The sequence below is a fragment of the Cellulosilyticum ruminicola JCM 14822 genome, assembly GCF_001311925.1.
Taxonomy (GTDB): domain Bacteria; phylum Bacillota; class Clostridia; order Lachnospirales; family Cellulosilyticaceae; genus Cellulosilyticum; species Cellulosilyticum ruminicola.
In genome coordinates this window covers 26,419-47,506 of the sequence record NZ_BBCG01000007.1, presented here as the reverse complement: position 1 = coordinate 47,506, position 21,088 = coordinate 26,419, and the positions used below count along the sequence as shown (strand labels likewise).

The following is a 21,088-nucleotide window of genomic DNA, read 5'->3' as shown; positions in this document are numbered from 1 at the left end:
TGCAATTATCTTTTATAATTCTGGTGTAAAACTTGTAACAAGAGAATCTCATTTTAGAGATATCTTAGAAGGGCTTGAAACTAGTGGTGTAGAACTTTTAGCTTGTGGTACTTGTGTTTATAGTGTATGTGGTAAACGTTCATTAGCAGTAGGACGTATAACAAATATGGAAGAAATTGCAGATATAGTATTAAATGCAAAAAAGTTATAACTTTATAAAATCCTTTGCAAAGATAGAATAGTCTAAAGCAATATAGAAGCTCTAAAAAAGGAGGGTTCTTTTAAGAATCCTCCTTTTTGTCTCAATATCTAATTCAAATTGGTTTTATAGGCCTGTGAATTTATTAATAGTCATCTCTAGATTCAAGAATAGAATCACTAAGTTCATGAATAACAGATAGTATTTGAGGTACATCACTATTTTCAATGTAATCTACTGAACCATTAATATGGTATTGTGCAAAGTCAGTTGATAAAGAACGCATTGAGTTTTGTGATCTACTCCAGTTACTATATGGACTAGCTTTAGAAGTAATAATACGAAGTGGGATATTACCAATACTACCTGCATCTAAAATGACTTGGGCATTTTCTGGAACTTTAAGTTTTTCTGCAATAATATTACGGTTCCAAAGTTTTTCTAAATTGATACCCCTACTTAGTAGTTTAACTTGATCAGGAAGCTGTTTATTCATGCAAAGTAAATTACTTACATAGTTAGTGTTTTGCATAAGCCTTAAAAGACCTGTATTACGAGCCCCATTAATCATAAATGATTCTATAATCATAATGTTGTTAAAATCAGCCCCAAAGCTTGGTGAAGCACCATCTATTAGTACAATACCAGCTACATCTTCAGGATAAAGCTGGGCATAGCGTAATGCTTCGAATGACCCCATGCCATGGGCTACATAAACAAATGGTTTTGCAAGTTCAGATTCATCAATTAAGGTATGAATTTCATTTACAATTGTATCAATATCTCTTGGGGCAGAAGTAAAATCACTCCAACCATATCCAGGTTTATCATATACAGCAATACTAGTTTCATTAGCAAGAACACTATGAAGTTCATAAGTATCTGCATAAGGCATAATTTGCCCTATAGTAGAGGTGAATACAATAGGTAAATCACCTGTACCCGTTGTGTAAAGATGCATATTAACATCATTTACAGTAATAAGGGAACCTACTCTTCCCAGCTTATCAGCATTATTATAAATACCTAGTTTTTGATAAATAATTCCTAATAAACACAATGAGGCTATAATAATGTAAACTAAACGCTGTCTAATTTTTTCATGTCTACGGCTATACTTTTTTACAACCATTCTTTTACGTCTAATCATGGCGTAATCTCCTATTTCTACTCCTTATAGGTTTATATGTTCATTATACACAATCGGCATACATGCCCAACGGGTTAAATAAAAATTTTAACAAGATTAGAATAAAAAAATTGTATAAAAAGCTTAACTATAGCACTATAGGGAAAAATAGTATAGTATGAATGTAAGAAATAAATATTAGGAGAGGTATGAAGATGAAAATTTTGCACACTTCTGATTGGCATTTGGGAAGAAGTTTAGGAGGTTTTTCGTTAATAGAAGACCAAAGATATATACTAGAACAGATTTTAGAGACTATAGAGCGTGAAAAAGTAGATGTACTTATTATTGCTGGGGATATTTATGATAGAAGTATTCCAAGTGAGGAAGCAGTAGAACTTTTTAATGAATTCTTAAGCAAGGTTGTATTAGAACATAAGATTTATACTATAGCTATAGCGGGAAATCATGATAGTGAAGAGCGTATAGATTTTGGAAGTAAACTTTTTGAAAATCAAAATCTTTATATTGTAGGGAAGAGTTCCAAAGGTTATGAAAAGTTGCAAGTTACAGTAAGTAACGAATGTATTGATGTATTTTTAGTGCCTTATATAGAGCCATCTAAAGTAAGAGAAATAGCGGGAGATGAAAATATTAAAAGACATGATGAAGCTATGGCTTATTTAGTTGGTGAAATGAAAAAAGAAAAGACAGAAAATCCTAGTATTGTAGTGGCACATGCTTTTGTAACGGGTGGAGAAGTATCTGATTCAGAAAGAAGATTAAGTGTAGTAGGAGGCGCTGAATTTGTAAATGCAGAGAACTTTAAAGATTTTACTTATACAGCTTTAGGACACCTTCACAAGAGACAAGCTATGGGGAGAAATTATATTCGTTATAGTGGTTCATTACTTAAATATTCTATTTCAGAAGCAAATCAGCCTAAAGGATATGTTCTTTTAGATGTAGATCAAAAAGGAAACTTAGAGATTGAAGAGAAAAGCTTTAATGTCCTTCGTGATGTACGTATTTTAAAAGGAAGTGTAGAAGAAATTATTGCAGCTTCTGAAGTAGATGAACATAAGGATGACTATGTATATGCTAAATTAACAGGTAATTATGTACACGATGTCACAGCGAGGCTGAGACATATTTATCCATATATTCTAGGCAGTGAATGGGTAGCTGAAGAAAATAAAGCAAATACCAATACAGATGATTATGTAGTGAGTAATACAGATTTTTTAAAGACGAAGGAACGTACAATAACAGAAGTCTTCATGGAATTTTTAAATTTCGTAGGTGAAACTGATTTTGAAGCAGATGAAATTGAAATGATAGAGGAAATTGTTAAAGAAGTAGAGGAGGAAAAAAATGAGGCCTAAATTGTTGAAGATGACTGCTTTTGGTCCTTATGGTGGTGAACAGATTGTAGATTTTATGCAGTTAGAAGATGCTAATATGTTTCTGATTTATGGACCTACAGGTGGTGGAAAGACGACTATTTTAGATGCGATATGTTATGCCCTTTATGGAGAAACCAATGGGGGTGAACGTAGTGGCGAAAATATGCGTAGTAAGTTTGCAGAAGAAGGCGTTATTACAGAGGTAGAATTATTCTTTAAACTGCGTAATGAAGAATATCGCATTATAAGACGTCCTCAATATGAACGTGCACCTAAAAAAGGGAAAAGTGACAAACTTATTAAAGTGCCAGCAGAGGTGGAATTTTATAAAGAGGAAGATGGAGAATATAAGATTATTACCTCTAAATATAATGAAGCTGGTGAAAAGATTAATGAGCTACTTCATTTTAATATTGGGCAATTTAGACAAGTTATTATGATTGCACAAAATAAGTTTAGAGAGCTACTTACTGTAAGTAGTAAGGAGAGACAACAAATTCTACAAGATATTTTTGAAACAGGAATTTATCAAAATGTAGAGAAGTCATTAGATAAGCTTTCAGCAAGTGCTAAAAATGAATTACATGATCAAGAGGCCAATTATAAGGCTATTATGGACACAATAGCACCAAATGATCATGAAATGTTAAATACGTATATGCAGACAAAGGTTATTTATAATGCACCAGAAGTATGTGAGATTTTAGAAACAATTTGCAAGGTAAAATATAATGAAAAAGAAAAAATAGAAGTCAAGTTACTAGAAATAAGCGAAGCTATTACTAAATCACAAGAAGAGCTTGCAAAGCTGACACAAATGGCCAATGACACGCTAGAAAAGGTTAAATTAGAAGAACACTTAAAAATTTTAAAAGAACAAGAAGCAGAATTTAAAACTTTAAAAGAGAAAGTAACTTTAGCTGAAAAAGCAAAAGGTATTATACCTTTAGAAGAAGTCGTTATGAAGCTTAGAGATGAAGTTTTGGTGAAACAAAACGATCAGGAAAAATATAAAGCAGAGCTAAAAGATATAGAAGAATTTTTAAAAGCAAAAGAAGAAGAATTAAAGCTTAATGAAAAATTAATAGATGAAGCGGCAGGACTTAGAAAAGAAGTTAATGTTTTGGAAACTTATGTACCAAAGGTTTTAGAACTTAATGAAGCTTATAAACGAGAAAGTGACTTGAGTAAGCAGCTTGATAAATATGAGAATGGGTATAAAAAATTAGAAGAAATATTAGAAGCTGTTAAAATACAAATAAGCAACAAACAAGAAGAGATTAAAGAAAAGTCACAGTTACAGAAAAAGTCTACTGAACTATATATGCTTCAAAGAGAAATGGAAGATGCATTAAAGCTTGTGTCAGAAAGAGCAAGTAGAGAACGGGAAGCTAAGGTGCTATTTAATAATTTGCAAGGAATATATAAAGAGATAGAGGTACATGATAAGGTTTATAATGCGTGTGAAAGTGAATATAGAGATGCGTTTAGTATATGGTTCAATGGTCAAGCTGCAGAACTTGCACAAACTTTAGAAGAAAATACTCCTTGTCCGGTATGTGGTTCACTGCGTCATCCTAAAAAAGCTGTTTTAACAGATAATCATATAACTAAAGAGGAACTTGAAAAAATAGAAACAGCTAAAAAACAAGCTGAAACGAGACTGGCTAAGTTAAAGCAAGAAAGTGCTGCACAAGAAGCAAAATGTACAGCAGTAAAAAATCAAATAGATGACTATAATGAAAAAATAAAAGCAAAAGGTAATATTACAGAGGAATCAAAAGAAAAGTTAGATAACGATATTGAAATTTTAAAAAGTAAGATTAGTAGATTAGAAGAGTTAGAGAAAAGTTTAGACGAAGATAATAAGAAGCTTAAAGAATCTGAAGAGCGTAAAGAAAATGGAAAGAATTTTATTGAAAAAGCAAAATTAGATTTAAATGAACAAAGAGCTGCTATAAAATCTATTGAAAAAGACGTTCCAGAAGAATTACGTAATCAAGAAGCTTTAGAAAAGAAAATAGAAGGCTTAAAAAGAGAGTATGAATTAAAAGAAAAAGTCTATAAAGAATTAGGAGAAAAGGTAGAGACTTTACGTAAAAAGCAAGCTCAGTACACAACAAGATTAGAAGAAACTAAGAAACATTTAGGAGAACTTAAAAAGCAAGGAGTTGAGCAAAAAGAAACTTTAAAGAGTGCAATCTTATCTGCTGGATTTGAAAATAAAGAAGCCTATAAGGCGAGTAAGTTAAGTGATCTAGCGATTGAGAATGGTAAAAGGAAAGTAGAAATTTATACGCATGATCAAGTTGTTTCTGAAGAAAAATACAAAGTGCTTCAAAAGAAAACAAAAAGACTTTAAGCAAGAAGATTTAGAAAGTGCTAAAGAAAATAGCGAAAAGGTACTTGCTGAAAATACTAGACTTAATGTAGAAAAGACGAAGTTAGAACAGTATCTACAAGCCCATGAAAAAATCATAAAAAGTTTAAAAGAAATTTATGGTGCAACAACGGCTCTTTTAAAACGTCAACGTATTTTAGACAAAATTAGTACAGTGGCAAAAGGTAAAAATTCTAAAGGGCTTTCTTTTGAACGTTATATTCAAAGTAGTATTTTTGAAGAAGTATTAGCAAGTGCTAATAAGAAGCTTAAACCAATGACACTAAATCGTTATGAGCTTTATCGCAGCGATGATTTATCTAGAGCTAATGCACAGGTAGGGTTAGATATAGGAATTAGAGATTATTATAGCAATGAAACAAGGCCTGTAAATACACTTTCAGGAGGCGAGAGCTTTATGGCAGCACTTGCTTTAGCATTAGGACTGTCAGAAGTTATTCAAAGACTTGCAGGAGCTACTCCATTAGATACTTTATTTATTGATGAAGGCTTTGGAAGTCTAGATGAAGAGGCATTAGAGATGGCCATTAAAGTACTTCTAAATATTCAAGACACAGGAAGGCTTATTGGCATTATTTCTCATGTACGTGAACTTAGAGAGCAAATACCTGTTGGACTTGAAGTGACAACGGGATCTACAGGCAGCAAAGCAGTTTTTAGAGTCTAATAAAAGCTATTGACCGCAAGTGAGATGGAAGGTTTTGGGTACAATAATAGCAGTTAAAAATACTATCATTATAAATGAAAATATTGTATATTATTAAATAGAATAAGGCGTAATAACTAAAACTTTACGCAAGGAGTTGAAAAAATGGACATAAATTTAATAACAGAAATTTTATCTCGAAAGATATTAAAAGAAAATATACTAATAAATGAACCGATGAAGAAATATACAACATTTAGAGTAGGTGGACCAGCAGATATTATTGTGAAGCCTAGTGCAATTGAAGAGATTCAATATATTGTAGTAGCATGCAAAGAAAATAATGTACCGTACTATATTATTGGTAATGGCAGCAACTTGCTTGTAGATGATCTAGGATTTCGTGGGGTGATTATTCAGGTATATAAAAATTTATCAGATGTAGTAATTGAAGGAACTACAGTAAGAGCACAAGCTGGTGCACTCCTTTCAAAAATTGCTACAAAAGCAGCAGATGAATCACTTACAGGATTTGAATTTGCCCATGGTATTCCTGGGACACTAGGAGGCGCTGTAACAATGAATGCAGGTGCATATGGCGGGGAAATTAAAGATGTAATTGTAAGTGCTAAAGTTATGAATCAAGATGGTAAGGTCTATGAATTAAGTAAAGAATCATTAGAACTTGGCTACCGTAAAAGTATCATTGAAAAAGAAGGACTTATTGTATTAGAAGTAACATTAGACTTAGCGAAAGGTAAAAAGGAAGAAATTTTAGCTACTATTAAAGATTTTAATGGGCGTAGAAGAGATAAACAACCATTAGATAAACCAAGTGCAGGAAGCACTTTTAAAAGACCAGTACCTAAAGAAGGTGAAATGCAGCTTTATGCAGGTAAACTTATTGAAGATAGTGGACTTAGAGGATTTCGAATAGGTGGCGCAGCTGTATCTGATAAACACTGTGGATTCGTGGTGAATGAAGGCGGTGCAACATTTGAAGAACTTACGAAGTTGATTAAACACGTACAAGATACAGTACAAAGTAAATTTGGTGTATACTTAGAGACAGAAGTAAAAGTTATTAAGAACTAAATAGATAAGTACTAAGGAGGCTACTATGAACTTTATTATTGTAACTGGAATGTCAGGTGCTGGCAAAAGTAGCGCCATTAACTTTTTCGAAGATATGGGTTATTATTGTGTGGATAATCTTCCACCGACACTTATTAAAAACTTTGCACAACTTATTGCAGCCCAACAAGGCAAATTAGATAAAGTTGTGTTAGGAATTGATATACGTGGTGGAAGTTTATTTGCGGATTTATTCAGTAGTTTGAATGAGCTCGTAGAAATGGGACACACTTATGAAATTTTATTCTTTGATTGTAGTGATGCAGAACTTATTAAACGTTTTAAAGAAACGAGAAGACTGCATCCACTTGCTAGAAGTGAAAGAATAGAAGAAGGCATTGAAAAAGAAAGAAAAATTTTAAGTGAGATAAAAGAAAAAGCAAATCATATTATTGATACATCATATATGTTACCTAAAGATACAAAAGAAGTACTCTTTAAAATTTATAACGAGAAAAAGGACTTTAATAGTCTTATGGTAACAATTGTATCCTTTGGATTTAAATATGGTATACCAATTGATGCAGATTTAGTATTCGATGTACGTTTTGCACCAAATCCATACTATAATCCGGAAATGCGCCCTTATACAGGAAATGAGGCTATTGTTAGAGATTATGTATTGAGTTTTGATGTAACACAAAAGTTTTTAACAAAATTAGAAGATATGATTGACTTCTTAATTCCAAATTATAAGCAAGAAGGTAAAAATCAAGTGGTTATTGCAATCGGTTGTACAGGTGGAAAACATCGTTCTGTAACAATTGCAAATGCCCTTTATGAATTTTTACAAAAACGGGGGCATACTGTACTTAGACAACATAGAGATATAGAAAAGGATAGTAAAAGAGGAAAATAAACCATGAAAATAAGGCAGCAAGATTTAAAGGTTGTTGTAATAGGTGGGGGTACAGGATTATCAACCATGCTTAAGGGAATTAAAAAATATACTTCTCATATCACAGCGGTTGTTACTGTATCTGATAATGGTGGTGGATCAGGAAAACTCAGACAAGAGATGGGTATGATTCCTCCGGGAGATATTCGCAATTGTCTCGTAGCACTGGCGAATACAGAACCTATTATGGAAAGATTATTACAACACCGCTTCAAAGAGGGTGGCTTATGTGGACAAAGTTTTGGAAACTTGTTTTTAGCAGCTCTTACAGAAATTACAGGTAGTTTTGAAGAAGCTGTAAAGGTGACAAGTAATGTTTTAGCCATTACAGGTAAAGTACTACCGGTAACCTATGAAGATGTTCATTTAGAAGCTATTTTTGAAGATGGAGAAAAGGTTATAGGAGAAACACAAATAGTAGACTATGGCAAAGATAAACTTTTAGATATAAATGAGATTTGGCTTGAACCAAGAAATCCAAAGCCTGCAGAAGAGGTAATGACAGCAATTGAAGAAGCTGACCTTATTATATTTGGGCCGGGAAGTCTTTATACAAGTATTATTTCTAATTTATTAGTAGAGAAGGTCACTGAGCAAATTGCAAAGTCTAAAGCTGATAAGATTTATGTAGCAAATGTAATGACACAACCAGGTGAAACAACTCATTTAAGTTTAGAAGATCATGTAACTGTTTTAGAAAATTATGTAGGAAAGAGTACTATTAATGTAGTAATTGCCAATAATGCCTCTATACCTGAAAAATATTTGAAACAGTATAATGACGATGGAGCCAAGGTTTTAAAAGTAGACGAAGAGCATGAAGTCTGGACACGTATTCAAAGAATAGATGCACCACTTGTATCTATTAATGAAAAGAAAGGGCTTGTTAGACATGACTCAATGAAGTTAGCCCAATGTATATTTGAATCAGCACTCACTAAAATTACATAAGATGAGGTGAATAATATGTCTTTTTCCTCCAATGTAAAAAAAGAGCTTACATGTGTACCATTAGGTGCTAGACATTGTATGATTGCAGAAATTGCAGCGATGCTCATTATGGCGGGAGAAATAAAATACGAAAGTCAGCAATTTTCAATAAAATTTCAAACTGAAAATGCAGCCATTGCAAGAAAATACTTTACAATGGTAAAAAAACTTTTAATATTAATACAGAGGTAGTTCTTAAGGAAAATAAAAAGTTTCATAAAAAGCAAATATATGTACTAAAGCTTAATGATTCACAAGCTGCAGAAAAAATATTGCGTGCAACAACATTGCTAAAAGAAGAACAGGGGAAAATGATATTAAGGGATTATGTTGATTTAACTGTTATTCAAAGTACGTGTTGTAAAAGAGCATACTTGAGGGGAGCCTTTTTAGGTGCGGGTTCAGTAAGTGATCCGGAAAAAGGATATCACTTGGAATTTGTAAATCCATCAATAAAGCATGCAGAATTTCTACAAGAGGTAATGACTACTTTAGAAATGGAGCCTAAAGTTGTACCACGTAAAAATAATTATGTGTTATATTTAAAAGAAGGTACACAAATTGTAGATTTATTAAACATCATGGGTGCACATATTGCTCTTATGGAGCTTGAAAATGTGCGCATTGTAAAAGAAGTAAGAAATAATGTAAATCGCATAGTGAATTGCGAGACAGCCAATCTCAAAAAAACTGTATCAGCAGCTGTGAGGCAGATGCAAGATATAGAATATGTGCAAAACACCATCGGCATTTCGGCATTACCTGAGAACTTACAGCAAGTAGCTACTTATAGACTGGAGTATCCAAGTAGTACATTAAAGGAATTAGGTGAATTACTTAATCCACCTGTAGGAAAGTCAGGCGTTAATCATAGACTCAAAAAAATAAGCGAAATCGCGGAACAATTAAGGGAAACCAGAGGAGGAAATGTAAAATGATTAAAGAAGTACTTAAATTAGAATTAAAAAATGGGTTAGAAGCTAGACCTGCCGCATTATTTGTTCAAATTGCAAGTAAATATGAAAGTCATATTGCAGTAATCGTTAATGAAAAACAAGTTAACGCAAAAAGTATTATGGGTATGATGTCACTTGGTGCAATCAAAGGTCAAGAAATCGAAATCAGAGCTGAAGGTGAAGATGAGAAAGAAGCTACAGAAGCACTTATTAAATTTTTATCAGAACAAGAAGTAGAATAATTATAGTATAAACTATTAAAATAGTTGCCAGATATTGATGGTATGGAAAAGTGTATTTAAAAATACATTAAGCATACTATTATATCTGGCTTTTTAATTATTAAACTTATAGATAAGTCGTTAAGTATTTATGATAGAGGGATATTTTAATTAAAAAAAGACATAATAACAAACGTGTAGAATTTAAGAGAACTTTATAAAAAGTAGATTAGCATAAGTTGTAGATTTTTAGTAAACATTTCTATATAATAAAATCAGCAATTGGCTTTATTATACAAGAGGAGGAGAGTACGAGACAATGCGAGCAGCACGAAAGAAAAGCCTAATAAGCATTATAGGTTTTATGGTAGTTTGCTGTTTTTATACATTGGCTTATTCTAAGACACCAGAAATAATTAAGGTAGGCTTAGAATCAGTTTATAAAAACGTAGCAAGTGTTAACTTATCTAGTGATTCTAATATACAGATTGGATATTATGATGAAAGAGGATTTCAAGTAGAAGGTGTTTTAAATGCAAATCAAATAACAGTGCGTTTAAATAAAGAAAGTTTATATGATTTAGGTGTAACATTTAATAATTTTAATGATGCAAAAGAATATGCTATAAATCATGGAAATAGCACTGTACCAGTTTATATTAGACCATCTGTTTATAGTGTTTATACAACGAATAATGAAGATGATTTAAATAGAGGGCAAAACTTTACAAGAAGCATTGCTATTTATAGTAATTCTGGTACATTACTTTTGATTAGTAATGAAGATGAGAAGCCTCTTGTAATGAGAGGTTATGATAAAGCAAGTAATTTATCACTTACAACAGTGAAGGACAATAAGAAATATCGTGGTGCTATTGGAATGGGTGGAACATCGGGCCTTACACCGTATAATATTGTAGATATTGAAGAATATTTATTTGGAGTAGTGCCGAAAGAAATGCCATCATCATGGCCTCAAGAGGCATTAAAAGCCCAAGCTGTAGCAGCAAGATCTATAGCAATCTTTCAATATAACCGTTTTGCTAAAAGTGGTTATAATGTAATCGATACAACAACAACACAGGTATATGGCGGTTATTTAGCAGAAACAGCTGCTACTAATAAAGCAGTTAATGCTACAAATGGACAAGTGATTCGTTATAACGGCAATGTAGCAGAAGCTGTATACTTTTCAACAAGTGGTGGCACAACAGAGGATGCCCAAAATGTGTGGGGAAGTGAAGTGCCTTATTTAAAATCGGTTAAAGATACTTATGAAACAGAGCCCTCACAAAAACCTTGGACACGTACAATTACTTTAAGTGAAATTAATAAATGCCTTACAAATAATGGCGTAAATATTGGTAGCGCAAAAGGTGTACAAATTGTAAGTCGTACAAGTTCGGGACGCGTGCAAGAGCTGAACATATTAGGAACAAATGGAACTTATACTGTAAACGATGAAAAAATACGTAGTTTTTTTAGCAGTAGTCAAGGTGGTTCTTTAAAGAGCAGGTTATTTAGTTTCTTAGGAAATATAAATACAAATACAGTAGCTGCTGCTCAAACAAGTAATAATGAAGTAACTGTTATTTCTGCAAATGGGAAATCGACCCTTCCTAGTAAAAATTTAATGGTTATGACAGCTACTAATATGGGAACTCTAGCTGATAAATTTGCAGTACAATCGGCAACTCAAATGAGAAGTCTTACAACACAAACTGTAATAGAGACAGCCAATAATAATACAGAAACAGTTTGGGGAGATATTACGGTTTATGGACAAGGATTTGGACATGGGGTAGGGATGTCTCAAAGTGGTGCAAAAGGAATGGCACAAGCAGGTTTCTCATATAAAGATATATTAGAATATTATTATACAGGTGTAAGTGTTAATTAATAAAAAATAGTCATTGTTTAGTGGTAATTAAGTGCAGAATAAATAAGTAAAAATAGAGGAGTATCTTATAAAGTGATAGAGATACTCCCCTATTTTATAGTAGTAATTAGATTTAAAATGATGGAATGTCCTAACAGCTATTCTAACTTAGTTATAATAGAATCCATACGAAGCATTTTGCCATCAAGGTTCATCTCTGTTTCAATAAGCGCAGCAAGAGCTTCTATTTCTTATTTTATCAAGTCTCTACCTGTTTTCTTTTCATACTTTTTGCGCAGATATTTAGGTAGATTAATTGTTGGATCTTGAATATTAAGTTGTTGAACTGTATTTTTACGAAACATAAAAATTTCCCCTTGTTTTTTTCTTAATTATACCATAATGATGTAAAGTAGTTTTAAAAACTAGCCTTTTTGTGGGCTAATCTTTCTATTTTTTACTTATAAAAAGATGAAAAATTCTAAAAATTATAATATAATAATTAGATTAAGGAAAGGAAGAGTGAGATAAAGCTTAGAGCAAAGAGGAGGAGAACTAATTATGGCGTCATGTGAACTATGTATTGAACGTGCAGATTATATTACAGTATATTTAAGGAATAATGAAGGGCAGATTGAAAATGAAAAATTACAATTTGCAAAAGCTATAAATTATTATTTGAGTCATAAAAAGCCTATTATTAGAGAATGTAATCTTATTATGGGGACTTTAACTTCGAAATTAAAAGGCATTCATTTGTATCCTGAAATTGGTGATTTAGCTATTTGGCGGAGTTTAAGAATGAAAGGGCTTAAAGAAACGGAAGTTAGAAAACTTAATGAAGATATTTTTCCTTATTGGATGAAAAGGGATTTAGCAACTTATCTAATTACGAATAATGAAAATACCCAACAGCTTGTAGAATTTATGAATCAAGGATTTTGTAAGATAGAAGAATATAGAGGTTTTATACCTGATTTTAGAATGATTTTGGAACAAGGTCTAGAAAAAATATTAAAGGAAGTGGATGATAAATCAAAAGATATTAAAGCACGTAGTTTAAACATTAATGGCAATAAGTCAACAGAAGAGAAACTTTTATTTTATGAAAGTATTAAAGAAATAGGAGATGGGCTTTTAAAATATGTAGTAAATCTTGGAGAAAAAGCAAAGCTATTAAGTGAAGAAACAGAAAATCAATTGCAAAAACAAATTTATTTTAAAATGGCAAGAACATGCAGCAAAATCCCAGCTCAAGCAGCTGATAGTTTTTATGAAGCGATTCAGTGCATATGGTTTTGCATCATCACTATGGGAGCAGAGTATAGTTTAGATGGCATGAGTTTGGGAAGGTTAGATCAAATACTATATCCATATTATGAAAAAGATTTATTAATGGGCAAAGTCACAAGAGAAGAGGCTTTTTATTTAATAAAAGAATTATGTACTAAGTTATATGAATGTAAAAATCTCAAAGAGGAAAGTACTTTAGGAATAACATTAGGTGGCATAAATGAAAAAGGAGAAGATGGTGTAAATGCAGTAACTTATTTGTTCTTAAGGGCTTTAAAAAGTTTAAAAGAAGAAATTCCAGTTGTAAATGTAAGAATACATAAGGATAAAAATGTAGATGAGTACATAAAATATGCTGAAACTATAAGTAATGAAGCTCCAATTATTATACAGGAAGATAGTGAAAGTATTAAAAAACTTATTAGAAAAGGCGTAGGACTTGAAAGTAGTCGTAATTATGCAGTATTAGCTGATGGCATATTGGCTAGAACAGGACTTAGTTATGAAGGTAGTCAAAAATTATGCATAGATGTGAGAGATATATTTAAACTGACATTAAGAAATGGTAGAAGGCAAGAAACGGGGAGAAAACAATGGGGTCCTTTAACTGGTGAAGCAGAAAATATAGATAGTTTTGAAGAATTTTTAAAAGCTTTTCAAAAACAAGGAGAATGGTTTATCAAACAAAGTATTGCTTCATTAGAGGCGAAAGAAGAAGTAATTAAAGCCAAAGTACAATGGCCATTTGCAGCAATATTAAGTAAGGGATGTTTGGAACGTGGGTCGGACTTGATAAATGGTGGAAGTATTTATGCTGATGTTAGAATTAGAAAGTATGGTATAGGAGAAACAGCAAAATTATTAGCTTATGTAGAACAAAAGATTTTTAGTGAATCTGGAAGTAGCTTTGAAAAGAATCTGGAAACTTTAAAAGATGAAAAGGCATATATACAGATAGACTTTGATAACATAAGTGAGAAAATTATATTAGAATATACGACTTGGATTCAAAATTTCTTACAGACTGCTTTAAGAGGATATAGTAATTCACGAGGTGGTAGATACCTTTAAAATTTAATGATGGCAAATTGACTGTATCAGACAAAAAGCTTAGATTGGAACCTGATTTTAAGGTGATGTTTAAGAATGAAAAGGGGCTATATAAGTTTTTGTTAGGCGAAGAGTATGAATATGAGGAAGCACTTTTATATAGAGAAGTAATCTACAGAGGAAATATTAATTATATTAAACGTTTTTCTTTTATGGCTAAAGAAGCTGTTAGATTGTAGATGAAAAATAGGGGTGCTTGATAAGTATTGGTCTAAGTGTTATTATTTTCTAGACGCAAAGATGCGTTAAATACAAAACAATAGATAAAATTACATGAAATAGATAAAGGACTTAGGAGAAGATTATGAAGACATCAGATTTTTACTTTGATTTACCGGAAGCACAAATTGCACAAGTACCGCTTAAGGATCGCACAACTTCCAGACTTATGGTATTAGATAAAGTAAGCGGTGAAACAAAGCATCAACATTTTTATGATATTATAGATTATTTACAAGATGGTGACTGTTTAGTACTTAATAACACAAGAGTTATTCCAGCTCGTTTATTTGGTGCACGTCCATCAGGCGGTAAAGTAGAATTTTTATTACTTACTCGTAAAGATGAAAAACGTTGGGAAGTACTTGTAAAACCAGGGAAAAAAGCAAAAGTTGGCGATCAAATTATATTTGGTGAAGGACTTTTAAAAGCGACAGTAGAAGAAATTATTGAAGATGGTAAACGTATTGTAAGTTTTGAATATGAAGGTATCTTTGAAGAAGTATTAGATCAGCTAGGAGAGATGCCATTACCACCATATATTCACGAGAAATTAGAGGATAAAGAACGTTATCAAACAGTATATTCTAAAAATGAAGGAAGTGCAGCAGCACCAACAGCAGGACTTCACTTTACAAAGGAATTACTTGCTAAGATTGAGGCAAAGGGAGTAAAAATTGCTTATGTAACACTTCACGTAGGCCTTGGTACATTTAGACCAGTTAAAGTTGAAGACGTATTAGAACATGAAATGCATTCAGAGTTTTATATTATTGAAGAAGAAGATGCCAAGATCATCAATGAAACTAAACTTGCAGGCGGCAGAATTATTCCAGTTGGGACAACAAGTACACGTACATTAGAATCTAATGCAGATGAAAATGGAATGATTAAACCAGGTAGTGGTTGGACAAATATCTTTATTTATCCAGGATATACATTTAAATGTATTGATGCACTTATTACAAACTTCCACTTACCAGAATCTACACTTATTATGTTAGTAAGTGCATTAGCAGGGAAGGAACATGTATTAGCAGCTTATAATGAAGCTGTGAAGGAAGGGTATCGTTTCTTTAGCTTTGGGGATGCTATGTTCATCAAATAACCTAAGCTTAGACCAGCTAGTTAGTGTCAATGGTAATTGCTAAAAAATCTTTTTGAATATTGGAAAGGTTACTTTTTAAAAAAGGGTAACCTTAATAAACTCAAATCAATTGATAAGAGTTGGAAAATTATTATATTCACTATTGCTTATGCATGTTTATGCAATAAGTGTGAGTTGTGGTTTATAGTTTTGACGATGTTCTTTAGGAGAATAAAGTTCGAATGATTTACCATCCCTAAGTACTGCAAAAATGATATTCAAACTTTAGGCAATACAGCACCAAGAGCAACAGCAAAGATTACTCGTACAGCAATACGTGATTCACGTTTGGACATAGGGCACTCTGTACCCTTAAACTTACTAGATTCATTGACTTTAGGATCCATACCATAATCAAAAAGTTGTTTAGGGCTCTTGAATATGCTGAAAGCACCTATTTCGCACATGATAGTAACAGCAGATAAAAAGCCTACACCATTAATGGAGTCTAAAAGATGAATTTGTTGAATAAAAGTATAATTATTTTTGGATATAGAATAAGCTCCTTTCGAGATAGGGTCGATGATGACAATGAATACACAACCTGGCATGTGACACGGGTATAGCTTATAGGCTTCCAACCAGCTAAAACATAAGTTTTCATTGAATGGATTGACTGTCTAAGAATACAGGTATGACCTCATAGAAAAGGTTTCTTAGGGGGAGAACGTTTTTCTTTTTATCCAATGGTTATCATACTGTATGTTTTAGAATAAGTCGAGATGAATATCTATACATTTAGAATGGAATTTATTCAAAATGTGTCAGATGTTTTTATGATATCTAGAGGAGAATACTTTCATAAAAGATATCTTGTTTATAAATCATTAGCATAGCTTTTTTAGCTATGACTTTAATATACTAGGGAGAGAAAAATGGATATAGAGTTAAAAGAAGATTATGTGGTAGAATTTGAAGATGTAGATTTTTTGGGAAACATTAATTTTCTAGGGCTTGCAAAAAATATGCAAAACATTGCGATACATCATGCAGATTTAATAGGAGTAGGATTTTATAAAGATGAATTGAAGCCTACTTATTATTGGGTAGTATCCAGAGTTAAGTATATCTTAAATAAGACTATTCAGTGGAAGGAAAAAGTTAGTCTAAATACATGGCTAGCTGGTAGTCAGAAGTTCTTTGTTATAAGGAAAACTGACATCATGAGAGAATCAAATGAAATAATAGGGCAAATTATAATGAACTATATGTTGTTAGATGCAGATAAAGGGCGTCCATTACGTATTACGGACAATATAGGAAATGGTACAATGGTTAGAGAGTATGAGGGTGAAATCCTTCCAAAGTTGGGAATACCAACTAACATTGTTGCAGAAGAAATTCGTAAAGCACGTTATTCAGATCTTGATGTAAATGGTCATATGAATAATGTACAGTATGTGAAGTGGATTTTGGATATGTTACCTTTAGATTTTTATAGAGAACGAGAAGTAGAAAGTCTGCAAATTAACTATAATAAGCCTGTTATGTATCAAGATAAAATAAAAGTTATTTTAGGGACTGTAAAAGAAGCAGGATATAGAGTAGCTGGTGTAAGCCTAGATAATAAGATAAATTATTTTACGGCACATATGACATTTAGAGAGTGAGAATAGAGAGAAAGGACGTATTACAGATGATGTAAAAGGCGTCCTTTCTTTTTTATATTTTAGAGCTTATTTATAGCTAGAAGTTATAAGGAGGAGCAGGAGATAAACTATAGCAATAAATCAATTTTTGTGAATCAAGATTATAGACTAAAATATAATTTTTGCATATTGGATGGTCAGGATTAAAGATAAGTATAGTTAATAAATGATCGACAAGTAAGGCTTGAATAGAAAGAAGATTTTCTTTTATATTGAATCACCATGTCTTTTTTGGATTAAAGCCATAAATTTAAAGAACTTCTAAAAGAGGGATACTGGCTAAATCTTTGGGTGTGATAAAAAGATGATTATAGGTATTTAATCATAGCCAAAGTGATAGAAGACCTGCCAAATGAGTAAGGCACATTGGGTTTTTGTAGGGACAAAGTTCATATCTTTATAGGGATAGCTTAGTAAATGATAAGTCGTATTTTTAAGCGTGTCCTTGGCATAAGAAGCAATCTGTGCATGTGTCTGTAAGAAAGTATCTTTAAGCTGCATCATTTTAAAGGTGGGGGAATACTGCCATTTTTCAATGTTTTGTTCTTTACAGCCTTTGCCTAGGCTAATAGCTTCTAAGGTCCTACCATATTTTTCATCAACGATAATGCCAGCATGGCCGTGATGCCATCCAAAAGAATGGGCGGCTTTTGTAAAGAGAATAATATAACCATTATGATAAGGGGCAAGTTCAAAGCCTTGTATATAGTCATCAAATGGATTTGTAAGATGTTTTTCAAAGGTAATAGGCGCACATATAAATCCATTTCACATTTTTCTTTTTCAAGTAGTCAGCTTGAAATGTTTGCATTTTTTCTGTAAAATTAGGCAGGGTCTTTAATTCTTCATAAAGGGGTTTGGCAATAGCGGTTTGTTCATAAATGAGCTGATAATCCCCGTCTGTAAGCTGTGCCTTTATTAAAATCGGTGTTAAATCGACTGTTTTATGATTAGGCATAAAGTAGGCAGCTTTTACAGTAACATAGAAATAACCTATGATAAGAAAGATAGAACAAACTGCAATAAATTTTTTATGTGACAAAGTAAGACCTCCAGACGCATAAAAATGCGTTATTTTAAGCAAATTAATAGATGAATATGTAAATAATACATGTATAAATTTATAAGATTTAAAGGAGTAAGTTATGAGCAGTAAAGAAGCCTTAATTAAAGAGATTATTAGTATTCGTAGAAGATTAAGCTGTATTCCAAAAGACGAAACAAGAGATATTGAAAGATTTGAAGAACAACTTAGCAAATCTTTAAGACGTGTGGATCAAGCAAGTTATATTGCGAAAAAATTCGATTACGAAGAACTTGAACAAATTAAAGAAGCTTATCAAAGTTTATAAAAATGACTTAAGGGGATGCTTTTAAAGTAAGGCTTAAGACCTTGCTCTAGGGGCAGCCCTTTCTTAAGGGGAGGAGACTTTAGGATGAAAGGTAAAGTGATAGGGCCAAGTCAGGTAGAAGACTTTAAATGTATTGGTGCCAAATGTGAAGATACATGTTGTGCGGGTTGGTACATTGGTATTGATGAAGCGACTTTAAAAAAGTATAAAAAAGTAAAAAATCCAGCTATGAAGAAACGATTAGATAAAGAATTGGTGACTAAAAACGCATCAGAAGAACATGCAGCCAAGATTAAACTTAAAAACAATCGTTGTGCCTTTTTATCTAAAGAAGGCTGGTGTGATATTTATACAAACTTAGGTGAAAATTACTTAAGTGAAACATGTACACTTTTTCCTCGTACTTTTAATGAAATCGGGGAACATATGGAGTATTCTATTGCACTTTCATGTCCAGAAGCTGCACATATGATTTTGCTCAATGAAGCAGGCTTTAAGTTAAATACATTAGAAAATGCGCCTAATCAGTATAAAATAAGTGCGAAGATTAATTTAAATGAAAAGAAACCACAAAAGTGGCAAGACTATTTAGTAGCTATTAGAAATGTATTAATTGGACTGCTTCAAAATAAAAATAAAAGTTTTGAGACACGCTTTAGTGATGTAGAAGACTTTTTATTAAAGTTAGACCTATTAGCACGTAAACAAAGTTTAAAAGAGATCCAAGCACTTATAAAGGCTTATGAAGAGACAAATAAATTACCAGCAGCTTTAAAACATCCATTTAAAGAGAAATGGCAAGATAAAGCATTAGAGCTAGTATTAAATCTTAAAGCCTTACGTGCAGAGAAGAAATGGCCTTCTACTTTTTATGAGGCATATTATAATGATTTATTAAAAGGATTAGGACTTGAAGAATCAGATGATTTAAAACTTGCAAGTACTAATATGCAAAAGAGTAAAGCACAGTATTTAGATGAATTTATGGTAAAATATGGATATATATTAGAAAACTATTTTTCAAACTATATCTTTGAACGTTTAGTACCATTAGATGGAGAGACTATATTAGAAAGTCTCGTAAAGATTGAGATTTACAAAAATCTTATTTGCGCACATTTAATAGGCATAGGTAATAGTAATGAAGTCTTACAACCTGAAACTGTTGTAAGCTTCATTCAAGCATTCTCAAAGGTATTTGATCATAATGAAATCTATATGTATAAATTACTTAAATTACAAAAGAAATAGGTTTTAACCTATAGCTAAAAGGAGTTAATATGGAACAACAATTACAAGGCTTAACAGCTGAGGCAATCTTTGAACAAGTAGGCGAAGGAAAAGTACTTAATACAAAAAAGAATCTTTTAGATTACATGGACAAAATGCGTGAACTTTGTAAAATTGGCAGCTTAGATGAAAAGCAAGCACAAGAATCTTATGAGTTTATTGAAAAAAATATAATGGCAATGGGTGAAGTTGTAAAAGCTAATACAATTGTTTATCTTAAAAACGAACTTAAATTAAAACTTGGTAAATTTGCAAAAGCAACTGCAACAAAAGATAATGCATTCGTGAATTTCTTTAAACAAACTTATGATAGTGTTGTAAAAACTAAAGAGTATACATGGGTACTTGCAGATATAACTAAAATCAAAGAACAACAAATCTTAGATACATTAAAAACAATTAATACTTACTGCTTTAAATCAAGACTTACAGAAGGTGAGAGAAAAGATATTTATCCAATGATTGAACGCATCGTAGATACACAAAATGTAAGACTTATTAATCAAGTAAGAAGTATGGAAGGTATTCGTAAGGCATTCCGTATTAAAATCGTAGAAGAAAATAATCGCTTTAAAATCATTAGAGTAAAAAGATAATAACATTACAAAAGGATAGCTGATTATTAGGTAAGCTGATATCCTTTTGCATATTTTTAGAAATGATGTGATTAGTTAGTTCCTGTTTTCTTTAAAACATAATAATAAGGTTTATTTAATCTACCAGTGATATAATCACCACTTTTCCATTCTAGGAATATATAATTTTCTCTGTCGATTGTTTTAATAGCATACTTACTAGCTGTTACATCTCCAAAGTGGAGGAGATAAGCTTTCGTCCAAGTAAAGCCGCTAGGTGTTAAAGTTATATCTTTAGATTTAGTAAGAAATAAAGCAGCACGGTAAATATTAAGTGATGTTTTCTTCATAGAGTACCTTGGATTCTTGTTTTAAAATGGTACTGCTAAAATCTCATTCCTAAAAGATCTGGCTTATGAATAAAGTAGGATAAGCTCCATTTAAGAGACTATCTTTAGACAAAGTATTTAAATGTACATTTATATTTCCTATATACTGATTCTAAGAAAATGGCTCGATTGAAATCAGAAAACTTAAAATTATAAGATAATTATAAGTTTAAATATATAGCAGGAAAATAAAAAAGCCTATAAA

General features: G+C 31.9%; 18 protein-coding genes and 1 pseudogene. 15 read left to right on the top strand and 4 right to left on the bottom strand.

What is annotated here, in order from left to right; all coding sequences use genetic code 11:
• Positions 1 to 344: 344 nt before the first annotated feature.
• Positions 345 to 1,349, bottom strand: coding sequence for an alpha/beta fold hydrolase (locus JCM14822_RS03885; RefSeq protein WP_054739852.1), 1,005 nt, complete (start codon positions 1,347 to 1,349; stop codon positions 345 to 347).
• Positions 1,350 to 1,543: 194 nt separating this feature from the next.
• Between JCM14822_RS03885 and JCM14822_RS03880 the strand changes: the two genes are divergently transcribed.
• The 11 genes and pseudogenes from JCM14822_RS03880 to queA all read left to right on the top strand — a co-directional run bounded on the left by JCM14822_RS03880 (position 1,544) and on the right by queA (position 15,589).
• Positions 1,544 to 2,713: an exonuclease SbcCD subunit D gene (locus tag JCM14822_RS03880; protein ID WP_054739850.1), complete on the top strand. Its 1,170-nt coding sequence runs from the start codon at positions 1,544 to 1,546 to the stop codon at positions 2,711 to 2,713.
• Entirely contained in the window at positions 2,703 to 5,096 is a 2,394-nt protein-coding gene (locus JCM14822_RS03875; RefSeq protein ID WP_054739848.1) for an AAA family ATPase, read from the top strand. The genes JCM14822_RS03880 and JCM14822_RS03875 overlap by 11 nt, the downstream gene beginning before the upstream one ends.
• Complete coding sequence (locus JCM14822_RS03870; RefSeq protein WP_054739846.1) at positions 5,035 to 5,802, top strand: SbcC/MukB-like Walker B domain-containing protein; 768 nt, start codon at positions 5,035 to 5,037, stop codon at positions 5,800 to 5,802. The genes JCM14822_RS03875 and JCM14822_RS03870 overlap by 62 nt, the downstream gene beginning before the upstream one ends.
• Before the next feature lie 144 nt (positions 5,803 to 5,946).
• Positions 5,947 to 6,876: a UDP-N-acetylmuramate dehydrogenase gene (murB, locus tag JCM14822_RS03865; RefSeq protein ID WP_054739844.1), complete on the top strand. Its 930-nt coding sequence runs from the start codon at positions 5,947 to 5,949 to the stop codon at positions 6,874 to 6,876.
• Positions 6,877 to 6,901: 25 nt separating this feature from the next.
• Positions 6,902 to 7,774, top strand: coding sequence for an RNase adapter RapZ (gene rapZ / locus JCM14822_RS03860; RefSeq protein ID WP_054739842.1), 873 nt, complete (start codon positions 6,902 to 6,904; stop codon positions 7,772 to 7,774).
• 3 nt (positions 7,775 to 7,777) lie between these two features.
• Positions 7,778 to 8,764, top strand: a complete 987-nt coding sequence (locus tag JCM14822_RS03855) for a gluconeogenesis factor YvcK family protein (protein ID WP_054739840.1) — start codon at positions 7,778 to 7,780, stop codon at positions 8,762 to 8,764.
• A 15-nt stretch (positions 8,765 to 8,779) separates the two neighbouring features.
• Positions 8,780 to 9,741: pseudogene (gene whiA / locus JCM14822_RS03850) on the top strand (DNA-binding protein WhiA).
• Complete coding sequence (locus tag JCM14822_RS03845) at positions 9,738 to 10,001, top strand: HPr family phosphocarrier protein (protein ID WP_054739839.1); 264 nt, start codon at positions 9,738 to 9,740, stop codon at positions 9,999 to 10,001. Before whiA ends, JCM14822_RS03845 begins: the two are co-directional and overlap by 4 nt.
• A 298-nt stretch (positions 10,002 to 10,299) precedes the next feature.
• Entirely contained in the window at positions 10,300 to 11,880 is a 1,581-nt protein-coding gene (locus JCM14822_RS03840; RefSeq protein WP_054739836.1) for a SpoIID/LytB domain-containing protein, read from the top strand.
• Between the two features lie 540 nt (positions 11,881 to 12,420).
• Entirely contained in the window at positions 12,421 to 14,223 is a 1,803-nt protein-coding gene (locus JCM14822_RS03835; protein ID WP_054739834.1) for a pyruvate formate lyase family protein, read from the top strand.
• A gap of 343 nt (positions 14,224 to 14,566) precedes the next feature.
• The gene (gene queA / locus JCM14822_RS03825; RefSeq protein WP_054739830.1) at positions 14,567 to 15,589 is read left to right on the top strand and encodes a tRNA preQ1(34) S-adenosylmethionine ribosyltransferase-isomerase QueA; all 1,023 of its coding nucleotides are present in this window, start codon (positions 14,567 to 14,569) and stop codon (positions 15,587 to 15,589) included.
• Positions 15,590 to 15,846: 257 nt separating this feature from the next.
• Here the strand turns inward: queA and JCM14822_RS24395 are convergent, their stop codons facing one another.
• A complete protein-coding gene (locus JCM14822_RS24395; protein WP_242861387.1) occupies positions 15,847 to 16,035 on the bottom strand; it encodes an IS110 family transposase in 189 nt (62 codons plus the stop codon).
• 468 nt (positions 16,036 to 16,503) lie between these two features.
• Here JCM14822_RS24395 and JCM14822_RS03815 point away from each other — a divergent pair, with 468 nt between their 5' ends.
• A complete protein-coding gene (locus tag JCM14822_RS03815) occupies positions 16,504 to 17,238 on the top strand; it encodes an acyl-[acyl-carrier-protein] thioesterase (RefSeq protein ID WP_054739826.1) in 735 nt (244 codons plus the stop codon).
• A gap of 775 nt (positions 17,239 to 18,013) precedes the next feature.
• On the opposite strand, the gene JCM14822_RS03810 is transcribed toward JCM14822_RS03815, so the two are convergent.
• Positions 18,014 to 18,319 (bottom strand): hypothetical protein, encoded by a 306-nt coding sequence (locus JCM14822_RS03810; RefSeq protein ID WP_054739823.1) that lies wholly within the window; start codon positions 18,317 to 18,319, stop codon positions 18,014 to 18,016.
• Between the two features lie 103 nt (positions 18,320 to 18,422).
• Here JCM14822_RS03810 and JCM14822_RS03805 point away from each other — a divergent pair, with 103 nt between their 5' ends.
• The 3 genes from JCM14822_RS03805 to JCM14822_RS03795 all read left to right on the top strand — a co-directional run bounded on the left by JCM14822_RS03805 (position 18,423) and on the right by JCM14822_RS03795 (position 20,515).
• The gene (locus tag JCM14822_RS03805) at positions 18,423 to 18,629 is read left to right on the top strand and encodes a hypothetical protein (RefSeq protein WP_054739821.1); all 207 of its coding nucleotides are present in this window, start codon (positions 18,423 to 18,425) and stop codon (positions 18,627 to 18,629) included.
• Between the two features lie 84 nt (positions 18,630 to 18,713).
• Positions 18,714 to 19,880 carry a flagellin lysine-N-methylase gene (gene fliB / locus JCM14822_RS03800; protein WP_054739820.1) on the top strand — a complete coding sequence of 389 codons (1,167 nt, stop codon included), beginning with the start codon at positions 18,714 to 18,716 and terminating at the stop codon, positions 19,878 to 19,880.
• A gap of 29 nt (positions 19,881 to 19,909) precedes the next feature.
• On the top strand, positions 19,910 to 20,515 hold the full coding sequence (locus tag JCM14822_RS03795; protein ID WP_054739818.1) for a hypothetical protein: 606 nt from the start codon (positions 19,910 to 19,912) through the stop codon (positions 20,513 to 20,515).
• 71 nt (positions 20,516 to 20,586) lie between these two features.
• Here JCM14822_RS03795 and JCM14822_RS03790 read toward each other — a convergent pair whose 3' ends face one another.
• A complete protein-coding gene (locus JCM14822_RS03790; protein WP_054739817.1) occupies positions 20,587 to 20,844 on the bottom strand; it encodes a hypothetical protein in 258 nt (85 codons plus the stop codon).
• Positions 20,845 to 21,088: the final 244 nt, after the last annotated feature.